Source organism: Leifsonia sp. T36S-04 (assembly GCF_042465655.1).
In the GTDB taxonomy this organism is placed as follows: domain Bacteria; phylum Actinomycetota; class Actinomycetes; order Actinomycetales; family Microbacteriaceae; genus Leifsonia.
This window is the reverse complement of sequence record NZ_CP146286.1, coordinates 2059910-2083119: the sequence shown is the minus strand read 5'-3', so window position 1 is coordinate 2083119 and position 23210 is coordinate 2059910. Positions and strand designations below refer to the sequence as shown.

Annotated in this window: 23 protein-coding genes; 10 read left to right on the top strand and 13 right to left on the bottom strand. The window is 70.9% G+C overall.

Features of this window, described 5'->3' with window-relative positions; genetic code table 11:
• Nucleotides 1-20: 20 nt before the first annotated feature.
• From P3F85_RS10120 to P3F85_RS10110, 3 genes are read right to left on the bottom strand one after another with little or no spacing between them, the layout of a single operon-like run.
• On the bottom strand, nucleotides 21-287 hold the full coding sequence (locus tag P3F85_RS10120; RefSeq protein ID WP_374007185.1) for a DUF6510 family protein: 267 nt from the start codon (nucleotides 285-287) through the stop codon (nucleotides 21-23).
• Nucleotides 284-1012, bottom strand: coding sequence for an FAD-binding oxidoreductase (locus tag P3F85_RS10115; protein WP_374010915.1), 729 nt, complete (start codon nucleotides 1010-1012; stop codon nucleotides 284-286). The genes P3F85_RS10120 and P3F85_RS10115 overlap by 4 nt, the downstream gene beginning before the upstream one ends.
• 38 nt (nucleotides 1013-1050) lie before the next feature.
• The gene (locus P3F85_RS10110) at nucleotides 1051-1644 is read right to left on the bottom strand and encodes a sulfite oxidase-like oxidoreductase (protein ID WP_374007184.1); all 594 of its coding nucleotides are present in this window, start codon (nucleotides 1642-1644) and stop codon (nucleotides 1051-1053) included.
• Between the two features lie 46 nt (nucleotides 1645-1690).
• Here P3F85_RS10110 and moaA point away from each other — a divergent pair, with 46 nt between their 5' ends.
• On the top strand, nucleotides 1691-2788 hold the full coding sequence (gene moaA / locus P3F85_RS10105; RefSeq protein ID WP_374007183.1) for a GTP 3',8-cyclase MoaA: 1098 nt from the start codon (nucleotides 1691-1693) through the stop codon (nucleotides 2786-2788).
• Nucleotides 2781-3026, top strand: coding sequence for a MoaD/ThiS family protein (locus P3F85_RS10100; protein WP_374007182.1), 246 nt, complete (start codon nucleotides 2781-2783; stop codon nucleotides 3024-3026). Before moaA ends, P3F85_RS10100 begins: the two co-directional genes overlap by 8 nt.
• Before the next feature lie 121 nt (nucleotides 3027-3147).
• Here P3F85_RS10100 and P3F85_RS10095 read toward each other — a convergent pair whose 3' ends face one another.
• The 9 genes from P3F85_RS10095 to P3F85_RS10055 are packed head-to-tail and all read right to left on the bottom strand — an operon-like array spanning nucleotide 3148 to nucleotide 11647.
• Nucleotides 3148-4173, bottom strand: a complete 1026-nt coding sequence (locus P3F85_RS10095; RefSeq protein WP_374007181.1) for a sulfate/molybdate ABC transporter ATP-binding protein — start codon at nucleotides 4171-4173, stop codon at nucleotides 3148-3150.
• Complete coding sequence (locus P3F85_RS10090) at nucleotides 4170-5021, bottom strand: ABC transporter permease (protein WP_374010914.1); 852 nt, start codon at nucleotides 5019-5021, stop codon at nucleotides 4170-4172. Before P3F85_RS10090 ends, P3F85_RS10095 begins: the two co-directional genes overlap by 4 nt.
• Nucleotides 5022-5026: 5 nt before the next feature.
• Nucleotides 5027-5827, bottom strand: a complete 801-nt coding sequence (gene modA / locus P3F85_RS10085) for a molybdate ABC transporter substrate-binding protein (RefSeq protein ID WP_374007180.1) — start codon at nucleotides 5825-5827, stop codon at nucleotides 5027-5029.
• Nucleotides 5824-6228, bottom strand: coding sequence for a molybdopterin-binding protein (locus P3F85_RS10080; RefSeq protein ID WP_374007178.1), 405 nt, complete (start codon nucleotides 6226-6228; stop codon nucleotides 5824-5826). The genes modA and P3F85_RS10080 overlap by 4 nt, the downstream gene beginning before the upstream one ends.
• A 39-nt stretch (nucleotides 6229-6267) precedes the next feature.
• Nucleotides 6268-6681: a molybdenum cofactor biosynthesis protein MoaE gene (locus P3F85_RS10075; RefSeq protein ID WP_374007177.1), complete on the bottom strand. Its 414-nt coding sequence runs from the start codon at nucleotides 6679-6681 to the stop codon at nucleotides 6268-6270.
• The gene (gene moaCB, locus P3F85_RS10070) at nucleotides 6678-7691 is read right to left on the bottom strand and encodes a bifunctional molybdenum cofactor biosynthesis protein MoaC/MoaB (RefSeq protein WP_374007175.1); all 1014 of its coding nucleotides are present in this window, start codon (nucleotides 7689-7691) and stop codon (nucleotides 6678-6680) included. The genes P3F85_RS10075 and moaCB overlap by 4 nt, the downstream gene beginning before the upstream one ends.
• Entirely contained in the window at nucleotides 7688-8917 is a 1230-nt protein-coding gene (glp, locus tag P3F85_RS10065; RefSeq protein ID WP_374007173.1) for a gephyrin-like molybdotransferase Glp, read from the bottom strand. Before glp ends, moaCB begins: the two co-directional genes overlap by 4 nt.
• A gap of 42 nt (nucleotides 8918-8959) precedes the next feature.
• Nucleotides 8960-10090: a ThiF family adenylyltransferase gene (locus tag P3F85_RS10060; RefSeq protein WP_374007172.1), complete on the bottom strand. Its 1131-nt coding sequence runs from the start codon at nucleotides 10088-10090 to the stop codon at nucleotides 8960-8962.
• 30 nt (nucleotides 10091-10120) lie between these two features.
• A complete protein-coding gene (locus tag P3F85_RS10055) occupies nucleotides 10121-11647 on the bottom strand; it encodes a molybdopterin-dependent oxidoreductase (RefSeq protein ID WP_374007170.1) in 1527 nt (508 codons plus the stop codon).
• A 43-nt stretch (nucleotides 11648-11690) separates the two neighbouring features.
• Between P3F85_RS10055 and P3F85_RS10050 the strand changes: the two genes are divergently transcribed.
• The 3 genes from P3F85_RS10050 (at nucleotide 11691) to P3F85_RS10040 (ending at nucleotide 15963) form a co-directional block, all read left to right on the top strand.
• Nucleotides 11691-14285 carry a DEAD/DEAH box helicase gene (locus P3F85_RS10050; protein WP_374007169.1) on the top strand — a complete coding sequence of 865 codons (2595 nt, stop codon included), beginning with the start codon at nucleotides 11691-11693 and terminating at the stop codon, nucleotides 14283-14285.
• A gap of 134 nt (nucleotides 14286-14419) precedes the next feature.
• The gene (locus P3F85_RS10045) at nucleotides 14420-15634 is read left to right on the top strand and encodes an anion permease (protein WP_374007167.1); all 1215 of its coding nucleotides are present in this window, start codon (nucleotides 14420-14422) and stop codon (nucleotides 15632-15634) included.
• Complete coding sequence (locus tag P3F85_RS10040; protein ID WP_374007165.1) at nucleotides 15631-15963, top strand: peptidase; 333 nt, start codon at nucleotides 15631-15633, stop codon at nucleotides 15961-15963. Before P3F85_RS10045 ends, P3F85_RS10040 begins: the two co-directional genes overlap by 4 nt.
• Before the next feature lie 24 nt (nucleotides 15964-15987).
• Here the strand turns inward: P3F85_RS10040 and P3F85_RS10035 are convergent, their stop codons facing one another.
• Nucleotides 15988-17265, bottom strand: a complete 1278-nt coding sequence (locus P3F85_RS10035) for a uracil-xanthine permease family protein (RefSeq protein WP_374007163.1) — start codon at nucleotides 17263-17265, stop codon at nucleotides 15988-15990.
• 112 nt (nucleotides 17266-17377) lie between these two features.
• On the opposite strand from P3F85_RS10035, the gene P3F85_RS10030 reads away from it, so the two are divergent.
• From P3F85_RS10030 to P3F85_RS10010, 5 genes are all read left to right on the top strand, one after another.
• Nucleotides 17378-18829: an NCS2 family permease gene (locus tag P3F85_RS10030; RefSeq protein WP_374010913.1), complete on the top strand. Its 1452-nt coding sequence runs from the start codon at nucleotides 17378-17380 to the stop codon at nucleotides 18827-18829.
• 170 nt (nucleotides 18830-18999) lie between these two features.
• Complete coding sequence (locus tag P3F85_RS10025) at nucleotides 19000-19287, top strand: hypothetical protein (RefSeq protein WP_374007161.1); 288 nt, start codon at nucleotides 19000-19002, stop codon at nucleotides 19285-19287.
• A 12-nt stretch (nucleotides 19288-19299) separates the two neighbouring features.
• Nucleotides 19300-19983: a tRNA (guanosine(46)-N7)-methyltransferase TrmB gene (gene trmB, locus P3F85_RS10020; RefSeq protein ID WP_374007159.1), complete on the top strand. Its 684-nt coding sequence runs from the start codon at nucleotides 19300-19302 to the stop codon at nucleotides 19981-19983.
• 108 nt (nucleotides 19984-20091) lie between these two features.
• Complete coding sequence (locus tag P3F85_RS10015; RefSeq protein WP_374007158.1) at nucleotides 20092-21474, top strand: aldehyde dehydrogenase family protein; 1383 nt, start codon at nucleotides 20092-20094, stop codon at nucleotides 21472-21474.
• 165 nt (nucleotides 21475-21639) lie between these two features.
• Nucleotides 21640-23208, top strand: coding sequence for an aspartate ammonia-lyase (locus tag P3F85_RS10010; RefSeq protein WP_374007156.1), 1569 nt, complete (start codon nucleotides 21640-21642; stop codon nucleotides 23206-23208).
• Nucleotides 23209-23210: the final 2 nt, after the last annotated feature.

Below are 23210 nucleotides of genomic sequence, written 5' to 3'. Positions count from 1 at the left end.
CCGCCCAGTCACCCGAGCGGCTACTCGACCGCGAACTCCAGCCATGCGAGGCCGCGCAGGTCGAGGCTGAGGCGACCGGCGCGTTCTGCGGCGACGGCGAGGACGTCGCCGCAGACCGAGCAGCGCATCACCAGGCCGTGCTGGTCGATGTAGACGCGACCGCGGGCGACGACCGACTCGTCCCCGCAGTTCGCACAGCACCCGATCGCCGTGGTGACGTCGGCCGCGAAGACCTCCGACAGCATCCCCGCGGCGACGTTGCCGTCGAGGTAGTCCTGGTCCGTCATGGCGTGCCTCCGATGCCGCCGTAGCGCTCGGTGCGGACCCGCGCCGGGTCGTGGCCGGCCTCGACCAGCCAGCCGGAGACCGCCTCGACGAACGGCGTCGAACCGCAGATGTAGAAGGTGGGGGAGTCGGAGGCCGGCAGCACGCGCTGCATGAGGCCCTCGGCGGTGAGGCGGCCGGGTGTCGTCTCCGAGCCCGCCGGCGCCTGCCGCGTGTAGACGTAGTCGACCTGGAGGGGTGCGGCGGTGTCGGAGGCGAGGCCGGCGAGCTCGTCGGCGTAGTACCCGGCGAACGGGGTGCGCAGCGAGTACAGCATCCGGAACGGCGCGGTGCTGCGGGCGGCCGCGTGGGCTCGCGCCATCGACATGAGCGGGACGACGCCGGAGCCGCCGGCGATCAACTGCACCGGAGTGGAGTCGCCGTCGCGCCACACGAACCAGCCGCCGACCGGACCGCGTACTTCCAGCTGGTCGCCGTTCTGCAGGCCGTGCACGAGGTACGGCGAGACCTCGCCGTCCACGAGTTCCTCGACGGTCAGCTCCAGCTCATCGTCCGGCAGCTCATGGGGTTCCAGCGCGCCGCGTCCGCCGCCGGAGGCGATCGAGTACGAGCGGACCGCCTGATAGCCGTCCGGAGCCGTCAGCCGGATGTCGACGTGCTGACCCGCGAGGTGACCGTGCAGGCCGGGGATGCGTAAACGGATGGTACGGGCCGTCGGGGTCTCCATGCGTGTGTCGACCACATCGGCCGCTCGCCATACCGTGCTCACCAGTAGCGCTGTTCCTTCCACGGGTCGCCGTACATGTTGTAGCCGTTCTGCTCCCAGAAGCCCGGCTGGTCCTGCGGAAGCATCTGCAAGCCGCTGACCCACTTGGCGCTCTTCCAGAAGTACAGGTGCGGCACCAGGAGGCGTGCCGGGCCACCGTGCTCGGGCTCCAGGTCTTTGCCGTCGAAGGTGTGGGCCACCCAGGCCTTGCCGCCGAGCAGGTCGGCGAGGGGGACGTTGGTGGTGTAGCCGCCGTAGCTGTGCGCCATCGTGTACTCGAACGACGTGTCGACGTCCTTGAACAGGGTGTCGAGAGCGACGCCGCGCCAAGAGGTGCCGAGTTTCGACCAGCTGGTCACGCAGTGGATGTCGGTGCCCACGTCCTCCTGGGGGAGGGCCATGAACTCGTCCCAGCTCCAGCGGTGGACGTCGCCCTTCTCTGTGGTGATGGTGAACGCCCAGTCGTCTTTGGCGATGCGGGGCGTTGGCCCGGCGGACAGCACCGGGAAGCCCTCGGTCAGGTACTGACCGGGTGGGAGGCGGGGGTCGTCGGTCCGCCGACGGCCGAGGAAACCGGACGAGATGATACCCATGGCTGAAGCTTATGGTCTTGTGTCCCGGCCGGTCTATGGTGAAGGGGTGACCGCCGTCAATCTGGGACTCCCGCTGCGGGCGAATCCGCCGCAGGCACCGGGCGCGACCGCGCCCCCCAGCATGGACGGGCGGCCGGACGCCGACGGCCTCATCGACCGGTTCGGGCGAGTGGCCCGCGACCTGCGGGTGTCGGTGACCGAGAAGTGCTCGCTGCGCTGCACTTACTGCATGCCTGCTGAGGGCCTCCCGGCGATCCCACGGGACGACCTGCTGACCGCGCCGGAGATCGCGCGGCTCGTCGCCATCGGCGTGCGCGATCTCGGGATCCGCGAGGTGCGGTTCACGGGCGGCGAGCCCCTGATGCGCGCAGAGCTGGCCGAGATCATCGGCCTCTCGGCCGCGGCGGCGCCGGGAATCGACCTGTCGATCACGACCAACGGCATCGGGCTGGAGCACCGCATCCACTCGCTCGTGGACGCCGGCCTCACCCGCGTCAACGTCTCCCTCGACACGGTCGACCGCGAGCACTTCGCGCGCCTGACTCGCCGCGACCGCCTTCCTGCAGTGCTTGCGGGCATCCGCGCGGCCCACGCGGCGGGCATGACGCCGCTGAAGCTCAACGCGGTCATGATGCGCGACACGCTGGCCGACGCGCCGGACCTGCTGGCGTGGGCGCTCGAGAACGGCTGCCGGCTGCGGTTCATCGAGCAGATGCCGCTCGACGCCGACCGGTCCTGGCTGCGCGAGAACATGGTCCCGGCCGCGGAGCTGCTGGCCGTGCTCGGCGAGCGGTTCACCCTGGTGGAGGCCGGCCGCGACGACCCGCACGCCCCGGCGGAGGAGTGGCGTGTCGACGGCTGGACGATGAATGGCGCGCCTGCAACGGTCGGCATCATCGCCTCGGTGACACGGTCGTTCTGCGCGGCCTGCGACCGCACACGTATCACCGCGGAGGGGACCGTCCGGTCCTGCCTGTTCGGTGACGACGAGACCGACCTGCGCGGGTTGCTGCGCGGGGGCGCCGACGACACCGAGATCGCCCGCTGGTGGCGTGCGGCGATGTGGGGCAAGCAGTCCGGGCACGGGATGGACGCTGCCGGGTTCGCGCCGCCGGTGCGGAGCATGGGGGCGATCGGTGGCTGAGGTGCTCGTGCGGTACTTCGCGGCGGCGGAGGAGGCGGCCGGGCGTCCCGAGGAGCGCGTCGACGTCGCGGATGCGACCGTGGGCGGACTCCAGGCGGAGCTCGTGTCCCGCTACGGCGATCCGATGGAGCGCGTGGTCCGCTCGGGCTCGTTCCTCGTGGGCGGCGTGGTCTCGCGCGACCCGTCGCGCGCCCTCACCGCCACCGTCGACGTTCTCCCTCCCTTCGCCGGCGGCTGACCCACCCCTGCCCGGCCCCCAGCCCCAGCCGTCGAGCACAGGAAAATGTTCGATCTTCCCGCGTGTCGGCGCATTTTTCCTGTGCTCGACGGCTGGACGGCCGGACGGCTGGGGGAGGGGGTCAGGCGGGGTAGATGGAGACGGCGTCCGCGGGGATGTCGAGGCCGACCGGGTCGCCGACACGCAGGCGGAGGTCGGCGAGCACCGCGGGCGGCACGAGCGCGTCGAGGCGGTCGGTCCGCACGCGGACGAGGTCGGCCTGCGGTTCGAGCGAGGTGACGGTCGCGGCGACGGAGCCTGCGCCCGGCGCCAGCAGGCGCACGGCGGAGGGACGCACCGCCGCGAGAACCGGCCGGCCGTTCGCCACGCGGGAGAGGGTGTCGCCGCGCAGCAGCATCCCACCCGCGGTGCGCAGCCCGTCCTCGGTGCGAACCCCGGTCAGCAGCGTCAGCCCCGACAGCTCCGCGGTGAAGGGATGCGTCGGCCGTTCCAGTACCTGGCGCGTCGGGCCCTCCTCGACCACTCGGCCGTCGTGCATGACGGCAACGCGGTCGGCGAGGAGGTACGCGTCCAGAGCATCGTGGGTGACGACAACTGTCGTGCGTCCGACCAGCACGTCGGCGAGCACGCCGCGCAATTCGGCCGCGACCGCCACGTCGAGTGCGGAGAGCGGCTCGTCGAGCAGCAGGAGGCTCGGCTCGGCTGCGAGGGCGCGGGCGATGGCCACGCGCTGCGCCTGGCCTCCGGACAGCTCGGAGGGTCTGCGTCCGGCGAACGCGCTGGTGCCGGTGCGCCGCATCCACTCGTCGGCCCGTTCGTCGGCGTCGGCACGGGTCGCGCCGGTCGCACGGGGGCCGAAGGCGACGTTGCTCCGGGCCGTGAGGTGCGGGAACAGCAGCGCGTCCTGCGCTAGGAGGGCCACACCGCGCCGGTGGGGAGGAGTCCACGTGCCGGGGAGGTCGAACAGGACGTCGTCGCCGAGGGTGGCGCGGCCGCGGTCCGGGCGCACGAGGCCCGAGAGCATCCCGAGCACAGTGGACTTGCCCGCGCCGTTCGGTCCGAGCAGCGCCAGGGTCTCGCCGTCCGCGACGCCGAGGTCGACGGCGACCCCGCGGGCCGCGGCGGACGCGGCGATGCGTAAGCTCACGCCGACGTCTCCGCTGCCGCCCGGCCGCGCACCCGCCAGGGCTGCGCGCGCTCGCCTGCACCGTGCGCCACGGCGACGACCGCGATCGCGACTGCGACCAGCACCAGGGACAGGGCGATGGCGGCATCGGGGTCCGTCTCGCGCTGGAGGTAGATCTCGAGAGGGAGGGTCCGGGTGACGCCCTGCAGACTCCCCGCGAACGTCAGGGTCGCGCCGAACTCGCCCAGCGCGCGGGCGAACGAGAGGACGGCACCGGACACGATCGCAGGAAGCACCAGCGGCAGTGTCACGCGGAACAGGACGGCGGACGGCCCAGCGCCCAACGTCGCCGCCACCGCCTCGTAGCGCTCGCCGGAGGAACGGAGAGCGCCCTCCAGACTGAGCACCAGGAAGGGCAGCGCGACGAAGGTCTGCGCGATCACGACGGCCGGTGTCGAGAAGGCGATGTCGAGCGCGCCGCCGAGCAACCCGCGCCGGCCGTACAGCGCGAGCAGAGCGAGGCCGCCGACGACCGGCGGCAGCACCAGCGGGAGCAGGACGACGGCCCGCACGACGCGCTGTCCGGCGAATGGCACCCGGGCCAGCACGATGCCCATCGGGATGCCCAGCACGAGACAGGCCGCGGTCGCGATCAGCGAGGTGCGCAGGCTCAGGAGGAGCGCATCCACCGAGGACGGCGACGTGATGAGCGGGATGAAGTCGGCCCAGTCGACCCGGACGGCCATGGCGACCAGCGGCAGCAGCACGAACAGCGCGCCGACGGCGGCGACCGCGACGATCCACCGTGGGACTCCCAGGCGTGGCAGGCGCGGCGGAGCGGTCGGCGCAGTCGGCGCAGCGGGGCTCACCGGGCTCACGGCGCCCCGAAGCCGGCCGCTGCCAGAGCTGCGCGGCCCTCCGGACCGTTCACGAACGCGACGAAGGCCGCTGCTCCCCGGGGGTCGGGGGCGTTCGCCACCGTCGCGATCGGGTACACGTTGACCGTTCCGGCCGCCTCCGGGAACGGGATCGAGTCCACTGCCGACCCGGCACCCTTTACGTCCGTCCGGTAGACGATTCCCGCATCCGCCTCGCCGGAGCGCACCGTGCCGAGCACGTCGGTGACCGACGACTCCTGGCTCACCGGTTTCAGGGTGACGCCCGCGGACTTCTCGACGGCGGCGGTGGCGGCCCCGCACGGCACTTGCGGCGCGCAGACCACCGTCTTGATCGACGGCGAGGCGAGATCGGCGAAGCTTTTCACGTGGGCCGGGTTGCCCGGTGGCACCGCGATCGCGAGAACGTTCGTGGCGAAATCCACGGGCTTTCCGTCGATGACCTTCGCCGCGACCGCCTTGGCCATGTTCGCCTGGTCCGCCGAGGCGAACACGTCCGCCGGTGCGCCCGCGGTCAGCTGCGAGACGAGGTCCGAGGAGCCGGCGAAGGAGAACGTGACGTGGGTTCCGGGATGCGCTGCCTCGAAGCGCGAGCCGAGCTCGGTGAACGACCTGGTCAGGGAGGCCGCCGCGAAGACGGTCACCGTTCCGCTCACGGCGGGGGTGGAGGCAGCGCTCGGGCTGGGTGCGGAGGCGGGGACTCCCGAGCTGCAGCCGACGAGTCCGGCGGTCGCCAGGAGAAGGGCGGCTCCGGCGGTGAGGATCGCGCGCGTCCTCATCGGTTCACCGCCGGCGCTTCGACCATCACGTTGGTCGCTTTGACGACGGCCACCGCGACGGAGCCGGGTTCCAGGCCCAGTTCGCGCACCGCTTCGCTGCTGATCAGCGAGACCACGCGGTGCGGGCCGCACTGCAGCTCCACCTGCGCCATGACACGGTCGGAGACGATCTCGGTGACGAGCCCGACGAAACGGTTGCGGGCGGAGCCCGGAGTCTCCGTGGGATCCGCGGGGAGCACGGCGTTGTCTTTGGCGAGACGGGCGAGCTCCAAGCCGTCGACCACCGTGCGTCCGGACCCGTCGCGTTCGCTGGTGAGGACGCCGGCGTCGATCCAGCGGCGGACGGTGTCGTCACTCACCCCGAGGTAGAGCGCGGCATCCTTGACCCGTATCTGCGGCATGCTTCCCATCGTAGGGCCGCGGATGCGGATGGAGAATTGCTACAGGCCGACCCACTCCGACGCACCGTCGTCGAAATGCTGCCGCTTCCAGATCGGCACCCTCGCCTTGATGATCTCGACGAGTTCGGAACAGGCGGCGAACGCCTCGGCGCGATGCGGAGCGGCAACGGCGGCGATCAGGGCGAGGTCGCCGATGGTGAGCGAGCCGACGCGGTGCTGCGCCGCGACGCGCAGTCCGGTGGTGCGCGCCACCTCCTCGCAGCACTCGCGCAAGAAGGTCTCGGCCTCGGGATGGGCGCGGTAATCCAGCGAGACGACGGTCCGGCCGCCGTCGTGGTCGCGGACGATCCCCTGGAACGACACGACAGCCCCCGCGTCAGCGCGCCAGACGAACTCGTCGACGGTCGACGGATCCAGCGGATCCCCGGTGACGGTCGCGAGGATGTGGCTCACGAGTGATCCCCTCCGCGCAGCTGGTCGAGCAGATGCGGGAGCAGATCGTCCAGCACCTCGAGCCCGTCGACGACGCCGCCACGCGAGCCGGGCAGGTTGACGACGAGGGTGGGTCCGGAGACGCCGACGATGCCGCGGCTGAGCGCGGCGAGCGGGGTCGCGGCGGCACCGCGGGCGCGGAGGGCCTCGGCGACGCCGGGCAGCTGCCGGTCGAGCACGGCAGCGGTCGCCTCGGGGGTGCGGTCGGTGGGGGAGACGCCGGTGCCGCCCGTCGTGATGAGGACGAGTGGATGCGCGGCGACGGCCTCGCGCATGGCCGCATCCACGTCAGCATCGGCGACGACACGCACGTCGGCGGGCAGCCTCCGCTCGGCCAGCCACTCGGCGATGACGGGACCCGTGGTGTCCTCGTAGACGCCGGATGCTGCGCGCGTCGAGGCGACGAGCACGATCGCCGGGGTGCCGGCGGGCTCGGCCGGTGCCGTACCGGCCGGTGCCTCGTCGGCCCGCGCTTCCGCCGCCGTCGCATCCGCCGCATCCCGCCGCCACTCTCCGCGCTTCCCACCGCTCTTGGCGACGAGCTGCACGTCGGTCAGCGTCGCGGCCGGGTCCACCGCCTTCACCATATCGTGCAGGGTGAGACCGGCGACGGCCACCGCCGTCAGCGCCTCCATCTCGACGCCCGTGCGCCCATGCGTCCGTGCGACGACCTCGATCCCGATGGTCCCGGCGTCGGCGTCGAGCGTGAAATCGACGCGGACGTTGTCGAGCGGGAGCGGGTGGCACAGCGGGATGAGCTCGCTGGTCCGCTTCGCGCCGCCGATCCCGGCGATGCGCGCTGTCGCGAGCACGTCGGCCTTCGGGAGGTCGTCCGCGGCGACGAGCCGCACGACGTCGGGGGTGGTCACGAACCGGCCCCGCGCGACGGCCTCCCGGTCGGTCTCGGGCTTGCCGCCGACGTCGACCATTCGGGCGCGCCCGTCGGCGTCGAGGTGGGTGAGCTGCGTCATAGGGTCCAGACTGTCACGGTCGCGCCCGCATCGAGCGCCTCCGCGTCCGCCGGGACGTCGATGAGCACGTCGGCCCGGGCCATCCCCGCCACCAGATGCGACGAGGGCCCGGAGATCGGTGCGACGCCGCCCGCGCCGTCCAGCAGCCCCCGCAGGAACTGCCGGCGCCCGCGGACGGAGGTGATCGCCCGCGTCAGTGCGACCTCGTGCGTGGGGACGGGCGGCAGGCCAGCGGCAGCACGCAGTGGTGCGCGCAGGAACACGACGAACGAGACCTGGGTGCTCACGGGGTTCCCCGGGAACCCGAACACCGGAACGCCGCCGACGACGGCGGTGGCCTGGGGACCGCCGGGCTGCATGGCCACCGTGGTGACGTCGGCGCCGCGGGGGAGCAGCACCTCGCGGACGACCTCGTACGCGCCCTTCGAGATGCCGCCCGAGGTGATGATCAGGTCGCTGCGACCCAGGGCGTCGTCGAGGATCGTCGCGAACGCCTCGGGGTCGTCGTCGCTGCTCGCGCGCACGGACACCGTGGCGCCGGCCTCCTCGACCAGGGCCGCGAGGGCGATGCCGTTCGCGTCGTAGACCTGACCGAACCCGGGCCGGCCGGTCGAGATGAGCTCGGTCCCGCTGGTCAGGATGCCGACCCGCAGCCGTGCGCGCACGCTGACCGTCTCCACGCCTGCGGCGGCCAGGGCCGCGAGATGGCGGGGTGCCAACCTCGTTCCGGCGCCGAGCAGGATGTCGCCGCGGCGGACGTCGCTGCCGCGCTCCCGCACGTACTCGCCCCGCTGCCGAGGTCGCCGGATCTCCACGATGGCCCCGGCGAGGTCGTCGTCGCGCCCGAGCACCAGCTCCGTGTCCTCGACCGGGACGATCGCGTCGGCGCCGGTCGGCACGGGGGCACCCGTCATGATGCGCAGCGCCGTCCCCGGGATGAGAGAGACAGGGGTGGTGTGACCGGCCGGGATGTCGCCGCTCACCTCCAGCGCGATCGGCACGGTGCGGATGTCCGCCGAACGTACGGCGTAGCCGTCCATCTGCGAGTTGCGGAACAGGGGGAGGTCGACCTCCGACCGGACTTCGGCCGCGGTGACCCGTCCGAGCGCGGAGTCCAGCGGCACCGACTCCGCCGCCGGCTCGTCGGAGAGCGGCTCGAGCATCCGTGCGACGATCCCGGCGTGGTCTTCGACGCTGCGGGGCGCCGCGGATGGGTCGCGTGTCATGGGTTCAGTATCCCGCGATGTGGGCCGGGTGGTCAGCCCCGGTCAGTACCGCGCGATCGCGGGATCGACATCCCGGGCCCAGGCGTCGATCCCTCCGGCGAGCACGACGCCGCTGAGCCCGGCTTCCGCGAGCAGGCGCCGGGCGGTCTCGGCACGGATGCCGTGATGGCAGACGATGACGAGCGGGTCGGCGGGCAGCCGCGCGGCGACCCCGGCCGGATCGTTCTGCACCACGCCGAGCGGCACCAGCAGCGATCCGGGGAGCTCGACGATGTCGGCCTCCCACGGTTCCCGCACATCGAGGAGCGTGTGGGGCTCGCCGGCGATCAGCCGGGCGTGGAGTTCGGCGGGCGACATGGTGTCGCTGACGCCGCAGAACAGGTCGTAGTCGATCAGCCCGGTGACGGGGACAGCGTGTGGATCGCGTTCGTACCCGAGCTCGCGGAACGAGCCGCGGAGGGCATCGTGCACGACGACACGGCCGAGGAGCGGCTCGCCCGTCCCGGTGACGAGTTTCAGCGCCTCGCCCACCATCAGGCCGCCGATCACCCCGCAGACCGAGGGCAGCGCACCGGCCTCGGCGCAGCTCGCGACGCTTCCCGGTGCGGGCGGAACAGGGAACAGGTCGCGGTAGGTCGGTCCTTGCGCGGCCCAGCTGAGCCCCGCCTGGCCCCCAGTCTGGTGCACCGCGCCCCACACCACGGGGATGCCCGCCAGCGTCGCCGCGTCGTCGACCAGGTAGCGGGTCGGGAAGTTATCGCTTCCGTCGAGCACGAGGTCGAATCCCGAGAGGATTTCCTGGGCGTTCTGCGTGGTGAGTCGCTCGGGGAACAGCCGCACATCGAGTTCGTCGTCGAGCGCCCGCACCGCGGCGGCGGCGGACTCCACCTTGGGCAGGCCCACGGCAGACGGCGGGTGGATGCTCTGCCGCGGCAGGTTGCTCGGCTCCACCCGATCGTCGTCGACGATCCCGATCGTGCCGAAGCCTGCGGAGGCCAGCAACGGCAGGACCGCGGAGCCGAGCCCGCCGGCGCCCACCACGAGCACGCGGGCCGCCTGGAGCCGGCGCTGCGCAACGGGCCCGAAGCCGGGCAGCTGCGTCGTGCGGGCGTAGCGCGCGGTGCGCTCGCGGGAGAGTTCGGGGCCGGGTTCGACCAGCGGGGGGAGGGCCATATCCTCAGCCAATCACACGGTGCGACACGGTCACACCACGGTGACCTGGACGGTGTGCAGCCCGGTCGCGCCGTCCGGGACGACATCGCGCTCGACCGAGGTCTGCACCAGGCCCTTGGCGTCGGTGGCGCGGACGCGCAGGGTGTGCGCGCCGGGAGTCGCCTCCCAGGCGAACCGCCACTGCCGCCAGGTGTCCGCCGAGATCGCGTCGGCGAGGGTCGCCTGCTGCCAGGGGCCGTCGTCGACGCGCACGTGCACGGCCCCGATTCCGGTGTGCTGCGACCAGGCGACACCCGCGACCGCGACCGTGCCCGCCTTCACCTGGCGACCGGCGGCAGGGACGTCGATGCGCGACGACAGCTTGATCGGTCCGCGCTCGGACCAGCCGCGATCGGTCCAGTACGACGTGTGCTCGTCGAAACGGCTGACCTCCAGCGACACCACCCACTTCGTGGCCGAGACGTAGCCGTAGAGACCGGGGACGACCATCCGCACCGGGTACCCGTGCTCGAGCGGAAGAGCCTGCCCGTTCATCCCGACCGCGAGAATCGCATTGCGCTCGTCGGTCAGCGCCGAGAGGGGCGTGGTGGCCGTCCAGCCGTCCTGGCTGGTGGAGAGCACCATGTCGGCGCGCGACGACGGCTTCGCCCGCGCCAGCAGGTGCCGGATCGGATACCCGAGCCAGGTCGCGTTGCCGATGAGGTCGCCGCCCACTTGGTTCGAGACGCAGGTCAGGGTGGTCGTCGACTCCTCGAGCGGGAGCGCCAGCAGCTGGGCGAAGGTCAGCTCGATCTCCTGCTCTACCATGCCCGTGATCCGCAGCCGCCAGTCCTGCGGCTGGATACCGGGGATCTGCAGGGCGGTGTCGATCCGGTAGAAGTCGGCGTTCGGCGTGACGATCGGGGACAGCCCCGGGATGTCGAACGATGCTCCCGCGGGGATGGGCGGCGCCGTCGTGGCGGGGGCGGGGAGTTTGATCGCCGCGCGAGCCGCCGACGCGGCGCGGAAGCCGCCGGCGATGACCTGCCCGACGACCAGGGCGATCGCGCCGCCTGCTGCCGTCGCGGCGGTGGCGCCGAGGAAACGGCGACGGCTGACACGCCCTGCCGGAGCCACCCGCGTCGGCTCGGTGTCGCGCAGCATCCCGATCAGCCAGCCGAGCAGCAGGATCGCGATGACCGCGGCGAGGGCCGACGGGATCGCGTCGACGATGCTGTTGCCGGACCGTGTGAGGGCCGCGAGGACGCCGATCGTACCGCCGAGGCCGATCAGGATGCGGCCGAATGGCGGGCGGCGCCGCTCCAGCCACCCGGCGAGACCCGCGCCGACGACCACGACCACCGCGAGGGAGACGATGAGGAACGCCTTGTCCCCGGTGCCGAACAGCCCGATCACGGCCTCCTTGAGCCACGGGGGCGCGAGATCGATGAGCAGCGCGCCGACCGTCAGGATCGGGCTGCCGTTCTGCACGACGAAGGCGCTCACCAGCTCGGCGACGCCGACCCCCGCCAGCACGCTCGCGATGCCGGCACCCGCCGGCCGCCAGAAGTCAGCCATGCGGCCAACCTAGAACCGCCGGCTGTGAAAGGGTGGAGGCACCATGTCCGACACCCCGAATCCCCTCCCCGCCCTGCGCGTCCAGGACATCCCGGGGTGGTCGGGACCCGGCTCCGTGTCCGAGGACGCCGTCTACGACACGTTCGTCGCCTGGGCCGAGGGCGGCGGCATCCACCTGTATCCGGCGCAGGACGAGTCCGTGATCGAGGTGGTCGGCGGCGCCAACCTCATCCTGAGCACACCCACAGGGACAGGCAAGTCGCTCGTCGCCGTCGGCGCGCACTTCGCCGCCCTCGCGCGCGGACAGCGCAGCTATTACACCGCACCGATCAAGGCGCTGGTGTCCGAGAAGTTCTTCTCCCTGGTCGACATCTTCGGCGCGGAGAACGTCGGAATGACGACCGGCGACTCGTCGGTCAACGCCGACGCCCCGATCATGTGCGCCACCGCGGAGATCCTCGCCAACCTGGCGCTGCGGCACGGGGAGGAGACCCCGGTGGGCCAGGTCGTCATGGACGAGTTCCACTTCTACGCCGACCCCGACCGCGGCTGGGCGTGGCAGGTGCCGCTTCTCACCCTCCCGCACACCCAGTTCGTGCTGATGTCGGCGACCCTGGGCGACGTGACGTCGCTCGCCGACGACCTCGAGCGGCGCACGGGACGCCCGACGGCGACCGTCACCGGTGTCGAACGGCCGGTGCCGCTGCACTACTACTACGAGCTCACGCCCGTGCACGAGACGATCGAAGACCTCCTGCACACCGGCCAGTCGCCGATCTACGTCGTGCACTTCTCCCAGCTCGCGGCGCTCGAGCGCGCGCAGTCGCTCTCCAGCGCGAAGATCGCCACCCGGGAGCAGCGGGACGCCATCGCCGAGCTGATCGGCGACTTCCGGTTCACGACCAGCTTCGGCAAGACGCTGTCGCGCCTGCTGCGGCAGGGCATCGGTGTGCACCATGCGGGCATGCTGCCCAAGTACCGCCGGCTCGTCGAGCAACTCGCCCAGCGCGGGATGCTCCGCGTCATCTGCGGCACCGACACCCTGGGCGTCGGCATCAACGTGCCCATCCGGACGGTGCTGCTCACCGCCCTGACCAAGTTCGACGGCACCCGGATGCGGCAGCTGAACGCCCGCGAGTTCCACCAGATCGCCGGCCGGGCGGGCCGCGCCGGCTACGACACCGCCGGGACCGTGGTCGCCCAAGCTCCCGAGCACGAGTCCGAGAACATCAAGGCGATCGAGAAGGCGGGCGACGACCCGAAGAAGCGCCGCAAGATCGTGCGGAAGAAGGCCCCGGAGGGCTTCGTCTCGTGGGGCGAGCCGTCCTTCCGCAAGCTGATCGAGGCGGAGCCGGAGACGCTGACCTCCTCGATGCAGATCACCAGCGCGATGCTCATCAACGTGATCGGCCGCGGCGGGGATGTGTACGGCCACGTCCGGGACCTCGTCTTCGACAACCACGAGCCGTGGAAGCGTCAGCTCGCCCTCGCGCGCCGGGCGATCGAGCTGTACCGCTCGCTCCTCACCGCCGGCGTCGTCGAGGCCGTCCGGACCGGCGGCGAGGTCCAGATCCGGCTGACGGTCGACCTGCAGCCGAACTTCGCCCTCAACCAGCCGCTGTCGCCCTTCGCGCTCGCCGCCTTCGACCTCTTCGACGCGGAGTCGCCGGTCTACGCCCTCGACATCGTCTCGGTCGTGGAGGCGACGCTGGACGACCCGCGGCCGGTGCTCTCCTCGCAGCAGTACCAGGCGCGCGGGGAAGCCGTCGCGGCGATGAAGGCGGATGGCATCGAGTACGAGGAGCGGATGGAGGCGCTCGAGGAGGTCACCCATCCGAAGCCCCACGATCTGCTGCTGCACGAGGCCTTCGCCACCTACGCGTCGAGCCAGCCCTGGGTGGCCGACTTCGAGCTGCGGCCCAAGTCGGTCGTGCGCGACCTGTACGAGCGGGCCATGACCTTCGGCGAGTTCATCGCCTTCTACAAGCTGGCCCGCTCCGAGGGCGTCGTGCTGCGCTACCTCTCGGACGCCTACCGGGCGCTCAACCAGACGGTGCCCCTCGAACTCCGCACCGAAGACCTGCGCGACATCATCGAGTGGCTGGGGGAGCTGGTCCGGCAGGTCGACTCCAGCCTCCTGGACGAGTGGGAGGAGCTGGTGCACCCGGATGCCGCCCGTCACGCGGCCGAGTCCACCGAGCTCGCCCCGCCCGCCCCGCGCAACGTCACGACGAACCGGCGTGCCTTCTTCGTGCTGGTACGGAACGAGCTGTTCCGCCGTGTCCAGCTCGCCGCCCTCGACCGTGTGCACGACCTCGGCGTGCTGGAGACCGAGGCCGCCGCGCTCGCCGGAGGGACGGCTCCCTTCACCGAGGCGCAGTGGGATGCCGCCCTCGAGGGGTACTACGCCCAGCACGACGAGATCCTCACCGACGCGTCGGCACGGGCGGCGTCGATGATCATCGTCGACGAGAAGCCCGACGGCGACGAGGGGATCTGGAGGGTGCGGCAGATCATCGCCGACCCCGAAGGGGACCACGACTGGGGGATCGCCGCGGACGTGCTCCTGGAGGACTCGGCGCGCGAGGGCGTCGCCGTCATCCGGGTCACCTCGGTCGGACCGCTCGGATCAGTTTGACCCGGCGCGGACGCCGTGTGAGTATCGTCACGGCGTCCTAACAGCGCCAGGTCCCGTGCACGAACTCCCAGTGAACGATTTCGCCGGGGGACACGGCATCCGACACGGCCAGCGTCATCGCAAGAAGGGGAACGGTGGACCTCACCCTCATCGTCGTGCTGGTCATCCTGCTGGCGCTGTTCTTCGACTTCACCAACGGCTTCCACGACACTGCGAACGCGATGGCGACTCCGATCGCCACCGGTGCCATGCGACCCAAAGTGGCCGTGGCGCTCGCCGCGGTGCTCAACCTGATCGGCGCATTCCTGTCGACGGAGGTCGCCAAGACCATCTCGGGCGGCATCATCCGCGAAGGCGAGGGTGGCGTCCAGATCACGCCGGTGCTCATCTTCGCCGGCCTCGTCGGCGCGATCGTCTGGAACATGGTGACCTGGCTCTACGGTCTGCCGTCCTCGTCCAGTCACGCGCTGTTCGGCGGACTGATCGGTGCGGCCATCGTCGGCGCGGGCCTCCAGTCGGTCGACTTCGTCGTGGTGCTCGACAAGGTCATCCTGCCGGCGATCATCGCGCCGTTCACCGCCGGCGTCGTCGCGTGGAGTGCGACCAAGCTGGCGTACTGGATCACGCGCCGCTACGACGGCCGGCCGGACGGCCGCGGCGGGTTCCGGTACGGGCAGATCTTCTCGTCCTCGCTCGTCGCCCTCTCGCACGGCACCAACGACGCCCAGAAGACGATGGGCGTCATCACGCTCACACTGATCTCCGCGGGCCTCCAGCCGCTCGGCTCCGGACCGGAGATCTGGGTCGTCATCGCGTGTGCCCTGGCCATCGCGATCGGGACGTACTCCGGCGGCTGGCGCATCATCCGCACGCTCGGCCGCGGTCTCACGGAGATCAAGCCGGCGCAGGGCTTCGCGGCGGAGACGAGCACCGCGGCGACGATCCTGGCCTCCAGCCACCTCGGCTTCGCGCTGTCGACGACGCAGGTCGCCTCCGGTTCGGTCATCGGCTCCGGTCTCGGGCGTCGCGGCTCGTCCGTCCGGTGGGGGACCGCGGGCCGGATCGGCATCGGCTGGCTGCTCACCCTTCCGTCCGCCGCCATCGTCGGGGCCGGTGCCGCGCTGCTCGCGGACCTCGGGCCGATCGGCGTCGTCATCGACCTCGTCGTCGGCGTCGCCGTGGTGACCTACATCTTCTGGCGCGCCCGCCGCAACCGCGTCACGAGCGAGAACGCGGTCAAGCCGGTGCCGCTGCAAGGCAAGAGCGAAGTCGCGGCGTCAGGAAAGGCCGTGCGGATCAGGAAGGTCAAGCCGCTCAAGCGCGACCCGTCCCGGAAGGAGTCGGCATGATCGACTGGGCAGCCTTCGTGCTGGTCTTCGCCGCATCCCTCATCGGCGCGTGCTTCGTCGTGGCGTTCTACGCGCTCGGGACGCGCCTCCTCGCCGTCGCCGGACGCGCGCTCTTCGTCGAACCGGTGGAGTTCACGGACGCGATCACGGTCATCACGCCCGAGAGGGCCGCCAAGCTGCAGCGCAAGGCCGAGAAGGCCCAGCGCAAGAACCCGCTCACGCCCGCCCGGATGCGCTGGGCGCTCACCGGCGCCTACGCCTGCTTCACCGCCTGCGCCCTGGCCGTCCTCTACGGCCTGTACCTGATCATCCCGTTCTTCCACCGGTAACGGGCGGCCGGAGCCGGCGCCCCGTCAGTCGGTGCCGCGCGCCCGCGAGATGGCGTTCATGACGTGGTAGACGACGATCGCGGCGATGGCGCCGAGGGCGATGCCGTTGAACGTCAGCTGGCCCAGGTTCAGTGTGAAGTCGCCGATCCCGATGATGAGTGCCGTCGCGGCGGTGAACTGGTTCTTCGGCTTGGAGAAGTCGACCTTGTTGTCGAGCCAGATCTTCACACCGATGATGCCGATCAGGCCGTAGAGCGCCGTCGTCACACCGCCGAGCACTCCGGCAGGGATGGTGTTGATCACCGCACCGACCTTGGGCGACAGCCCCAGCAGGATGGCGACGATGCCGGCCACCCAGTACGCCGCGGTCGAGTAGACCCGCGTCGCGGCCATGACGCCGATGTTCTCGCCGTACGTCGTCGTCCCTGAGCCGCCGAAGAAGCCCGCGACCGTGGTCGCCACGCCATCGGCGAGCAGGGCACGCCCGGTGAGGCGGTTCACGGACGGCTCGGTGAGCTGCGCGACGCCCCGGATGTGGCCGACGTTCTCCGCGATCAGCACCAGGACGACCGGAAGGAAGGCGGGCAGGATGCCCCAGGTGGACGCCGGTGAGGTGAACGGATTGGCGGGAAGCGTGAACTGCGGGAACCCGATCCAGTCGGCTTTGACGACCCCGCTGAAGTCGACCTGACCGACGATGACGGCGAACACGTACCCCACGGCGACGCCCAGGAAGATCGACAGCCTCCCGAGCATCCCGCGGAACAGCACGGTGCACAGGATGACCGCAGCGAGCGTGACGAGCGCCGTCACCGGTGCTTTGGCGAAGTTCGCCCCGGCGGCGGGCGCCAGGTTGAAGCCGATCAGCGCGACGATCGCTCCCGCGACCACCGGCGGCATCAGCCCGTCGATCCAGCGCGTCCCCGTGCCGATGACGATGATGCCCACGATCGCCAGAAGGATGCCGGTGATCAGGATCCCGAACAGCGCCGACGGCATCCCGTGCGCCTTGGTCGCCGCGACGATCGGGACGATGAAGGCGAACGACGAGCCGAGGTAGCTCGGCAGCCGGTTCCCGGTGATGACGAGGAACAGGAGCGTGCCCACACCTGAGAACAGCAGGGTCGTGGCCGGCGGGAAGCCGGTGAGCAGGGGCACCAGGAACGTCGCACCGAACATCGCCACCACGTGCTGTGCGCCGAGGCCGATGGTCCGCGGCCAGGTGAGCCGCTCTGCGGGCAGCACGATCTCGTGCGCTCCGACGTCCTTGCCGTCGCCGTGCAGGGTCCAGGGGAGTGGCATGCGTGTCCTTCACAGGTCTCGAGTCGGAATAGGCTTGTGCTGCGCATTCGCGCACTACCCGACAAACCTGAATGCCCGCCGGGCCACCGCCCACAAGATCCTACGGGAGTCCATCATTTCCGCTCCGACCAGCGCGCCCTCGAAAGTCACCGGGCGCCTCGACCGCTTCTTCGAGATCACCGCCCGCGGCACGACCTGGGGCACCGAGGTGCGCGGCGGCGTGCTGACCTTCGTGACCATGGCGTACATCGTCATCCTGAACCCGCTCATCCTGGGCGGGACGAAGGATGTGGTGGGCCACACCCTCGGCACCAGCCAGGTGGCCGCGGTGACCGCTCTGAGCGCCGGAGTCATGACGCTCCTGTTCGGACTGGTCGCGCGCCTGCCGTTCGCGTTCGCGGCCGGGCTCGGCATCAACTCCTTCCTCGCCGTCAACGTGGTCAAGATCCTCACCTGGCAGGAGGCGATGGGCCTCGTCGTCATCAACGGGATCATCATCGTTCTGCTGTCGGCGACGGGTCTGCGCAAACTCATCTTCAACGCCGTCCCCGCACCGCTGAAGACGGCGATCACCGTCGGCATCGGCCTGTTCATCGCGTTCATCGGCTTCGTCGACAGCGGGTTCGTCCGCACGACCACCCTGTCGTCCCCGCCGGTGCAGCTCGGCGAGGCCGGCTCCATCGCCACGCTGCCGACGATCAGCTTCCTGATCGCGCTGATCATCATGGGCGTGCTCATGGCCCGCAAGGTGAAGGGCGCCCTGCTGATCGGCATCGTCGCAGCGACCGTGCTCGCGATCATCGCGGAGGCGATCTGGCACGTCGGCCCGTCGATGGGCAAGAACCCGGCCGGCTGGAACCTCACCGTTCCGCAGCTGCCGACCTCGCTGGTCTCGCTTCCCGACCTCAGCCTGGTCGGGCAGGTCGACCTGTTCGGCTCCTTCGGCCGGATCGGCGCGCTGGCGGCCACGATGCTGATCTTCACGCTCGTCTTCACCAACTTCTTCGACGCGATGGGCTCCATGACGGGACTGGCGCGCAGCGCCGAGCTCGCAAACGAGGACGGCACGTTCCCGCGCCTCCAGTCGGCTCTGATCGTCGAGGGCGTCGGCGCCATCGTCGGTGGTAGCACGTCCGCCTCCTCCAACACGGTCTTCGTGGAATCGGCCTCGGGCATCGGCGAGGGCGCCAAGACGGGCTTCGCCAGCGTGGTCACCGGCCTGCTGTTCCTGCTCGCGATGTTCTTCACGCCGCTCACGCAGGTGGTTCCGCTGGAGGTGGCCGCGGCCGCCCTGGTCGTGGTCGGTGCGCTGATGGTGGTGCAGATCCGCCACATCGACTTCAGCGAGTTCTCGGTGGTGCTGCCGGTGTTCCTGACGATCATCGTCATGCCGCTCACGTACTCCATCGCGAACGGCATCGGGGTCGGCTTCATCAGCTGGGTGCTCATCCGCTCGCTCGCGGGCAAGGGCCGGCAGATCAGCCCGCTGCTGTGGATCGTGGCGGCCGGCTTCCTGATCTACTTCGCCCGCGGCCCCATCGAGGGCCTGCTCGGCCAGGTCTAGCGTTATCCCCTGGTCCCCTCACGATTTGCGCCACATCGCGGTAATGGCTCCGCCATAACGACGATGTGGCGCAAATCGCGAGGCCCGGGGCGGGGAGGGCGGTCCGCCTCAGGGGGGAATCGGGGGTTACCCGGATACCGGGGGCGCGCACGGGTGGCTTGACTGGATGTATGACCACCACCGACCCGTACCGCACCGCCACCCCCGACCGCACGCTCAGCATCACGAGCTTCGCGCTCGGGCTCGCCTCCCTCGTCTTCGGCTGGACGCTCGTCGCTCCGGTCGCCGGCCTCGTGCTCGGCATCATGGCACTGAAGCGGGAGCCGCTCGGCCGCACCTTCGCGATCTGGGGCATCGTGATCAACGCGGTGATGCTGGGCGGGATCGTGCTGGCTGCGATGCTGACGCTCGTGGGACTCGGGATCGGGTTCCTGGCCCTTCCGTTCGCCTGGCATTGAGAGAATGGGGGGATGGAACCATCCCCCCTCGCCCGGCCGCGCAGCTACGTCGTCCGCGGACGCAAGACCGAGGCCCAGCAGCGCGCCATCGATGAGCTGTGGCCCACGTTCGGTGTCGAGTTCGACGGATCGCCGCTCGACCTCGACGCCGTGTTCGGCCGGACGGCTCCCCGCGTCGTCGAGATCGGCTTCGGCAATGGCGAGAACCTGCTGACGCTTGCCGAGCGCCACCCCGACCGCGACTTCCTGGGGATCGAGGTCCACGGCGCGGGCGTGGGGCGCGTGCTGGCCGGGATGCGGGACCGGGGGCTCGACAACATCCGGATCATCCGGCACGACGCCGTCGAGGTGTTCGAGCAGGGGATCGAGGCACGGTCCATCTCGGAGATCCTGGTGTTCTTCCCCGACCCGTGGCCCAAGGCCCGGCATCACCGCCGGCGCATCATCCAGCCGGACGTCGTCAGGATCCTGGTGCGCGCACTCGCGCCGGACGGCGTGCTCCGTCTGGCCACGGACTGGGAGCCGTACGCCGAGCACATGCTCGAGGTGCTGGATGCGGAGCCCGGGCTCGTCAACCTCGCGGGAGACGCGCACTTCGTCCCCCGCCCGGACGACCGCCCGGTCACCAAGTTCGAGCGCCGGGGCGAGCGCCTCGGCCACGCCATCTTCGACCTCGCCTACCGCCCCGCCGACTGACCGCCCCGAAGTGCACGTTGTGGCTGCTATTCGCGCCGAATTGCAGCCACAACGTGCACCTCGGCTGAGGGGTGGGGGAGGCGCGGCGCGCTTCCCTAGGATGGGCGCATGACGCATGCGCGCACGGTCGAGGAGCTCAGGTCCGTCTTCGAACGAGGGGTCACCAAGCCGCGCACGTGGCGCCTGAGCCAGCTGCGGGCGCTGCGCCGCATGCTGACCGAGCGGGCCGCGGACTTCGAGGCCGCACTGCTCGCCGACCTCGCCAAGAATCCGACCGAGTCGCAGATCGCCGAGATCGGGTTCGTCGTCGGCGAGATCGATCACGCGATCGCGCACCTGCGGCGCTGGTTGCGGCCCCGCCGCGTTTCCGTGCCCGGCGCCCTGCTCCCGGCCCGCGCCTACACGATCCTCGAGCCGGTCGGCGTCGTGCTGATCATCGCGCCCTGGAACTACCCGGTGCAGCTGCTGCTCGCCCCGCTCGTCGGAGCGCTGGCGGCTGGCAACGCCGTCGTGCTGAAGCCGAGCGAGCTGGCACCGGCGACCTCCGCCGCGCTGGCGCGCCTCATCCCGGACTACCTCGACCCGCGGGCGGTCGCGGTCGTCGAGGGCGGGGTGGACGACACGACCGACCTGCTCGCGCAGCGTTTCGACCACATCTTCTTCACCGGCAACGGGCGCGTCGGCCGGATCGTCGCCGAGGCCGCCGCGAAGCACCTGACCCCCGTGACGCTGGAGCTCGGCGGCAAGTCTCCCGTCTACGTCGACCGGACGGTGGATGTGGCCGCGGCCGCCCGCCGGATCGCCTGGGGCAAGTTCATGAACGCCGGGCAGACCTGTGTCGCACCGGATTATGTGCTCGCCGATCGGGATGTGGCGCCCCGCCTGGCCACGGCGCTCCGGGACGCCGTTCGCGACCTGTACGGCGACGACCCGTCGCAGAGCCCCGACTACGGACGCATCGTCAACGACCGGCAGTTCGACCGCCTGGCCGGCATGCTCGGGTCGGGCGCCGCCGCTGTCGGCGGCGAGCACGACGCCGCGACCCGGTATCTGGCCCCGACCGTCCTCACCGACGTGGCGCCCGACGCCCCCGTGATGGCGGAGGAGATCTTCGGGCCGATCCTGCCCATCCTCCCGGTGGACGGGGTGGATGAGGCCATCCGCTTCATCCGCTCGGGCGACAAGCCGCTCGCCCTGTACGTGTTCACCTCCAGCGCCACGGTGCGGCGGCGGATCCTGACGGAGACGAGCTCCGGCGCGGTCGGTTTCGGCGTCCCCGCGGCGCACCTCGCGGTCGCCGGCTTGCCGTTCGGCGGGGTGGGGGAGAGCGGCGCCGGCGCGTATCACGGCGAACGGTCGCTGCGGACGTTCAGCCACGAGAAGGCGGTCCTCAGCAAGCCGCTCAACCCGGACACGCTCGCTCTGATCTACCCGCCGTACACGGAGGCCAAGGACCGCTTCGCCCGCGGCCTCCTGCGCAAGCTCGGCTGATCGACATGCTGTCCAATCCGGCCGCGGAGGCGGTACAGCGCGTCCACCGGACCGACGATGCCCGGGGGTAGGCTCGGCACTGCCGGAGGCCACGAACGTCCGGCGCGAACGCATGCCAACGCACAACGAGAGGCAACGGTGCCAACCGTGAACCCGACAGTAACCATGGACGATTCGAAGACATCCCCCATCCCGGTCGTCGCAGATCTCGGCACCGGCGTCGTCGTCGATGCGACCGAGAACGTGTCCGATGTCCCCACCCCCAGCGCGGACGGACGCCCGACCCGCATCGAGACCGACTCGCTGGGCAGCCGCGAGATCCCCGCAGACGCCTACTGGGGCATCCACACCTCGCGTGCGCTCGAGAACTTCCCGATCGCGAAGCGGCCCATCTCGGTCTACCCGGACCTCATCGTCGCGCTCGCCAGCGTCAAGCAGGCCGCCGCCCGCGCCAACCTCGAGATCGGCGTGCTGGAGCAGCACAAGGCGGAGCTCATCGACCAGGCCTGCCAGCTCATCATCGACGGGCGCTTCCACGATCAGTTCGTCGTCGGCGTCATGCAGGGCGGCGCGGGCACCTCCACCAACATGAACGCCAACGAGGTCATCGCGAACATCGCGCTGGAGCTCGACGGCCACCCCAAGGGCGACTACGCCCACCTGCACCCGATCGACGACGTCAACCGCAGCCAGAGCACCAACGACACCTATCCCACCGCCATCAAGATCGGCCTGACGTTCGCGCTCGGTCACCTGCTCGACGAGCTGGCACTCCTCCGCGACTCGTTCGCGAACAAGGGCAAGGAGTTCCGCAACATCCTGAAGGTCGGCCGCACCCAGTTGCAGGATGCGGTTCCCATGACGCTCGGGCAGGAGTTCCACGGCTTCGCCACGACGCTCACCGAGGACCACGCCCGCCTCACCGAGACCAAGTGGCTGCTGGCCGAGATCAACCTCGGCGCGACGGCGATCGGCACAGGGATCACGGCCGACCCGGGCTACGCGGCGGCTGCGGTCCGGCACCTCAACGCGATCACCGGCCTCAACCTGGAGTCGGCTCCCGACCTGATCGAATCGACGAGCGACGCGGGAGCGTTCATGTCGTTCTCGGGCTCGCTCAAGCGCAGCGCGATCAAGCTGTCGAAGATCTGCAACGACCTTCGACTACTCTCCTCCGGTCCGCAGGCGGGCCTCGGCGAGATCAACCTGCCCGCGCGCCAGGCCGGCTCGAGCATCATGCCCGGCAAGGTCAATCCGGTCATCCCCGAGGTCGTGAACCAGGTGGCGTTCTCGGTGGCGGGGGCGGATGTGACGGTCACCATGGCCGCGGAGGGCGGCCAGCTGCAGCTCAACGCCTTCGAGCCGGTCATCGCCCACTCCCTCCTCCAGAGCATCACCTGGATGGCGCAGGCCTTCCACACGCTCCGCGTCAACTGCGTCGACGGCATCACGGCGAATGAGGAGCGGCTCGGCGCGATGGTCGGTTCGTCCGTCGGCGTCATCACGGCGCTGACCCCGCACATCGGCTACGCCGCCGCAGCAGCGCTCGCGAAGTCGGCGCTGCTCACCGGGCACAACGTCGCCGACCTCGTCGTAGAGGCGAAGCTGATGAGCCGCGAGGAGGTCACCCGGCTGCTCTCGCCGGCGCGCCTGAGCGGACTGGAGGTCATCACGACCGCCATCCCGGTGATCGAGGCGGACGCGATCGCGGAGGCTCGGCAGGAGTCCGAGTAGCG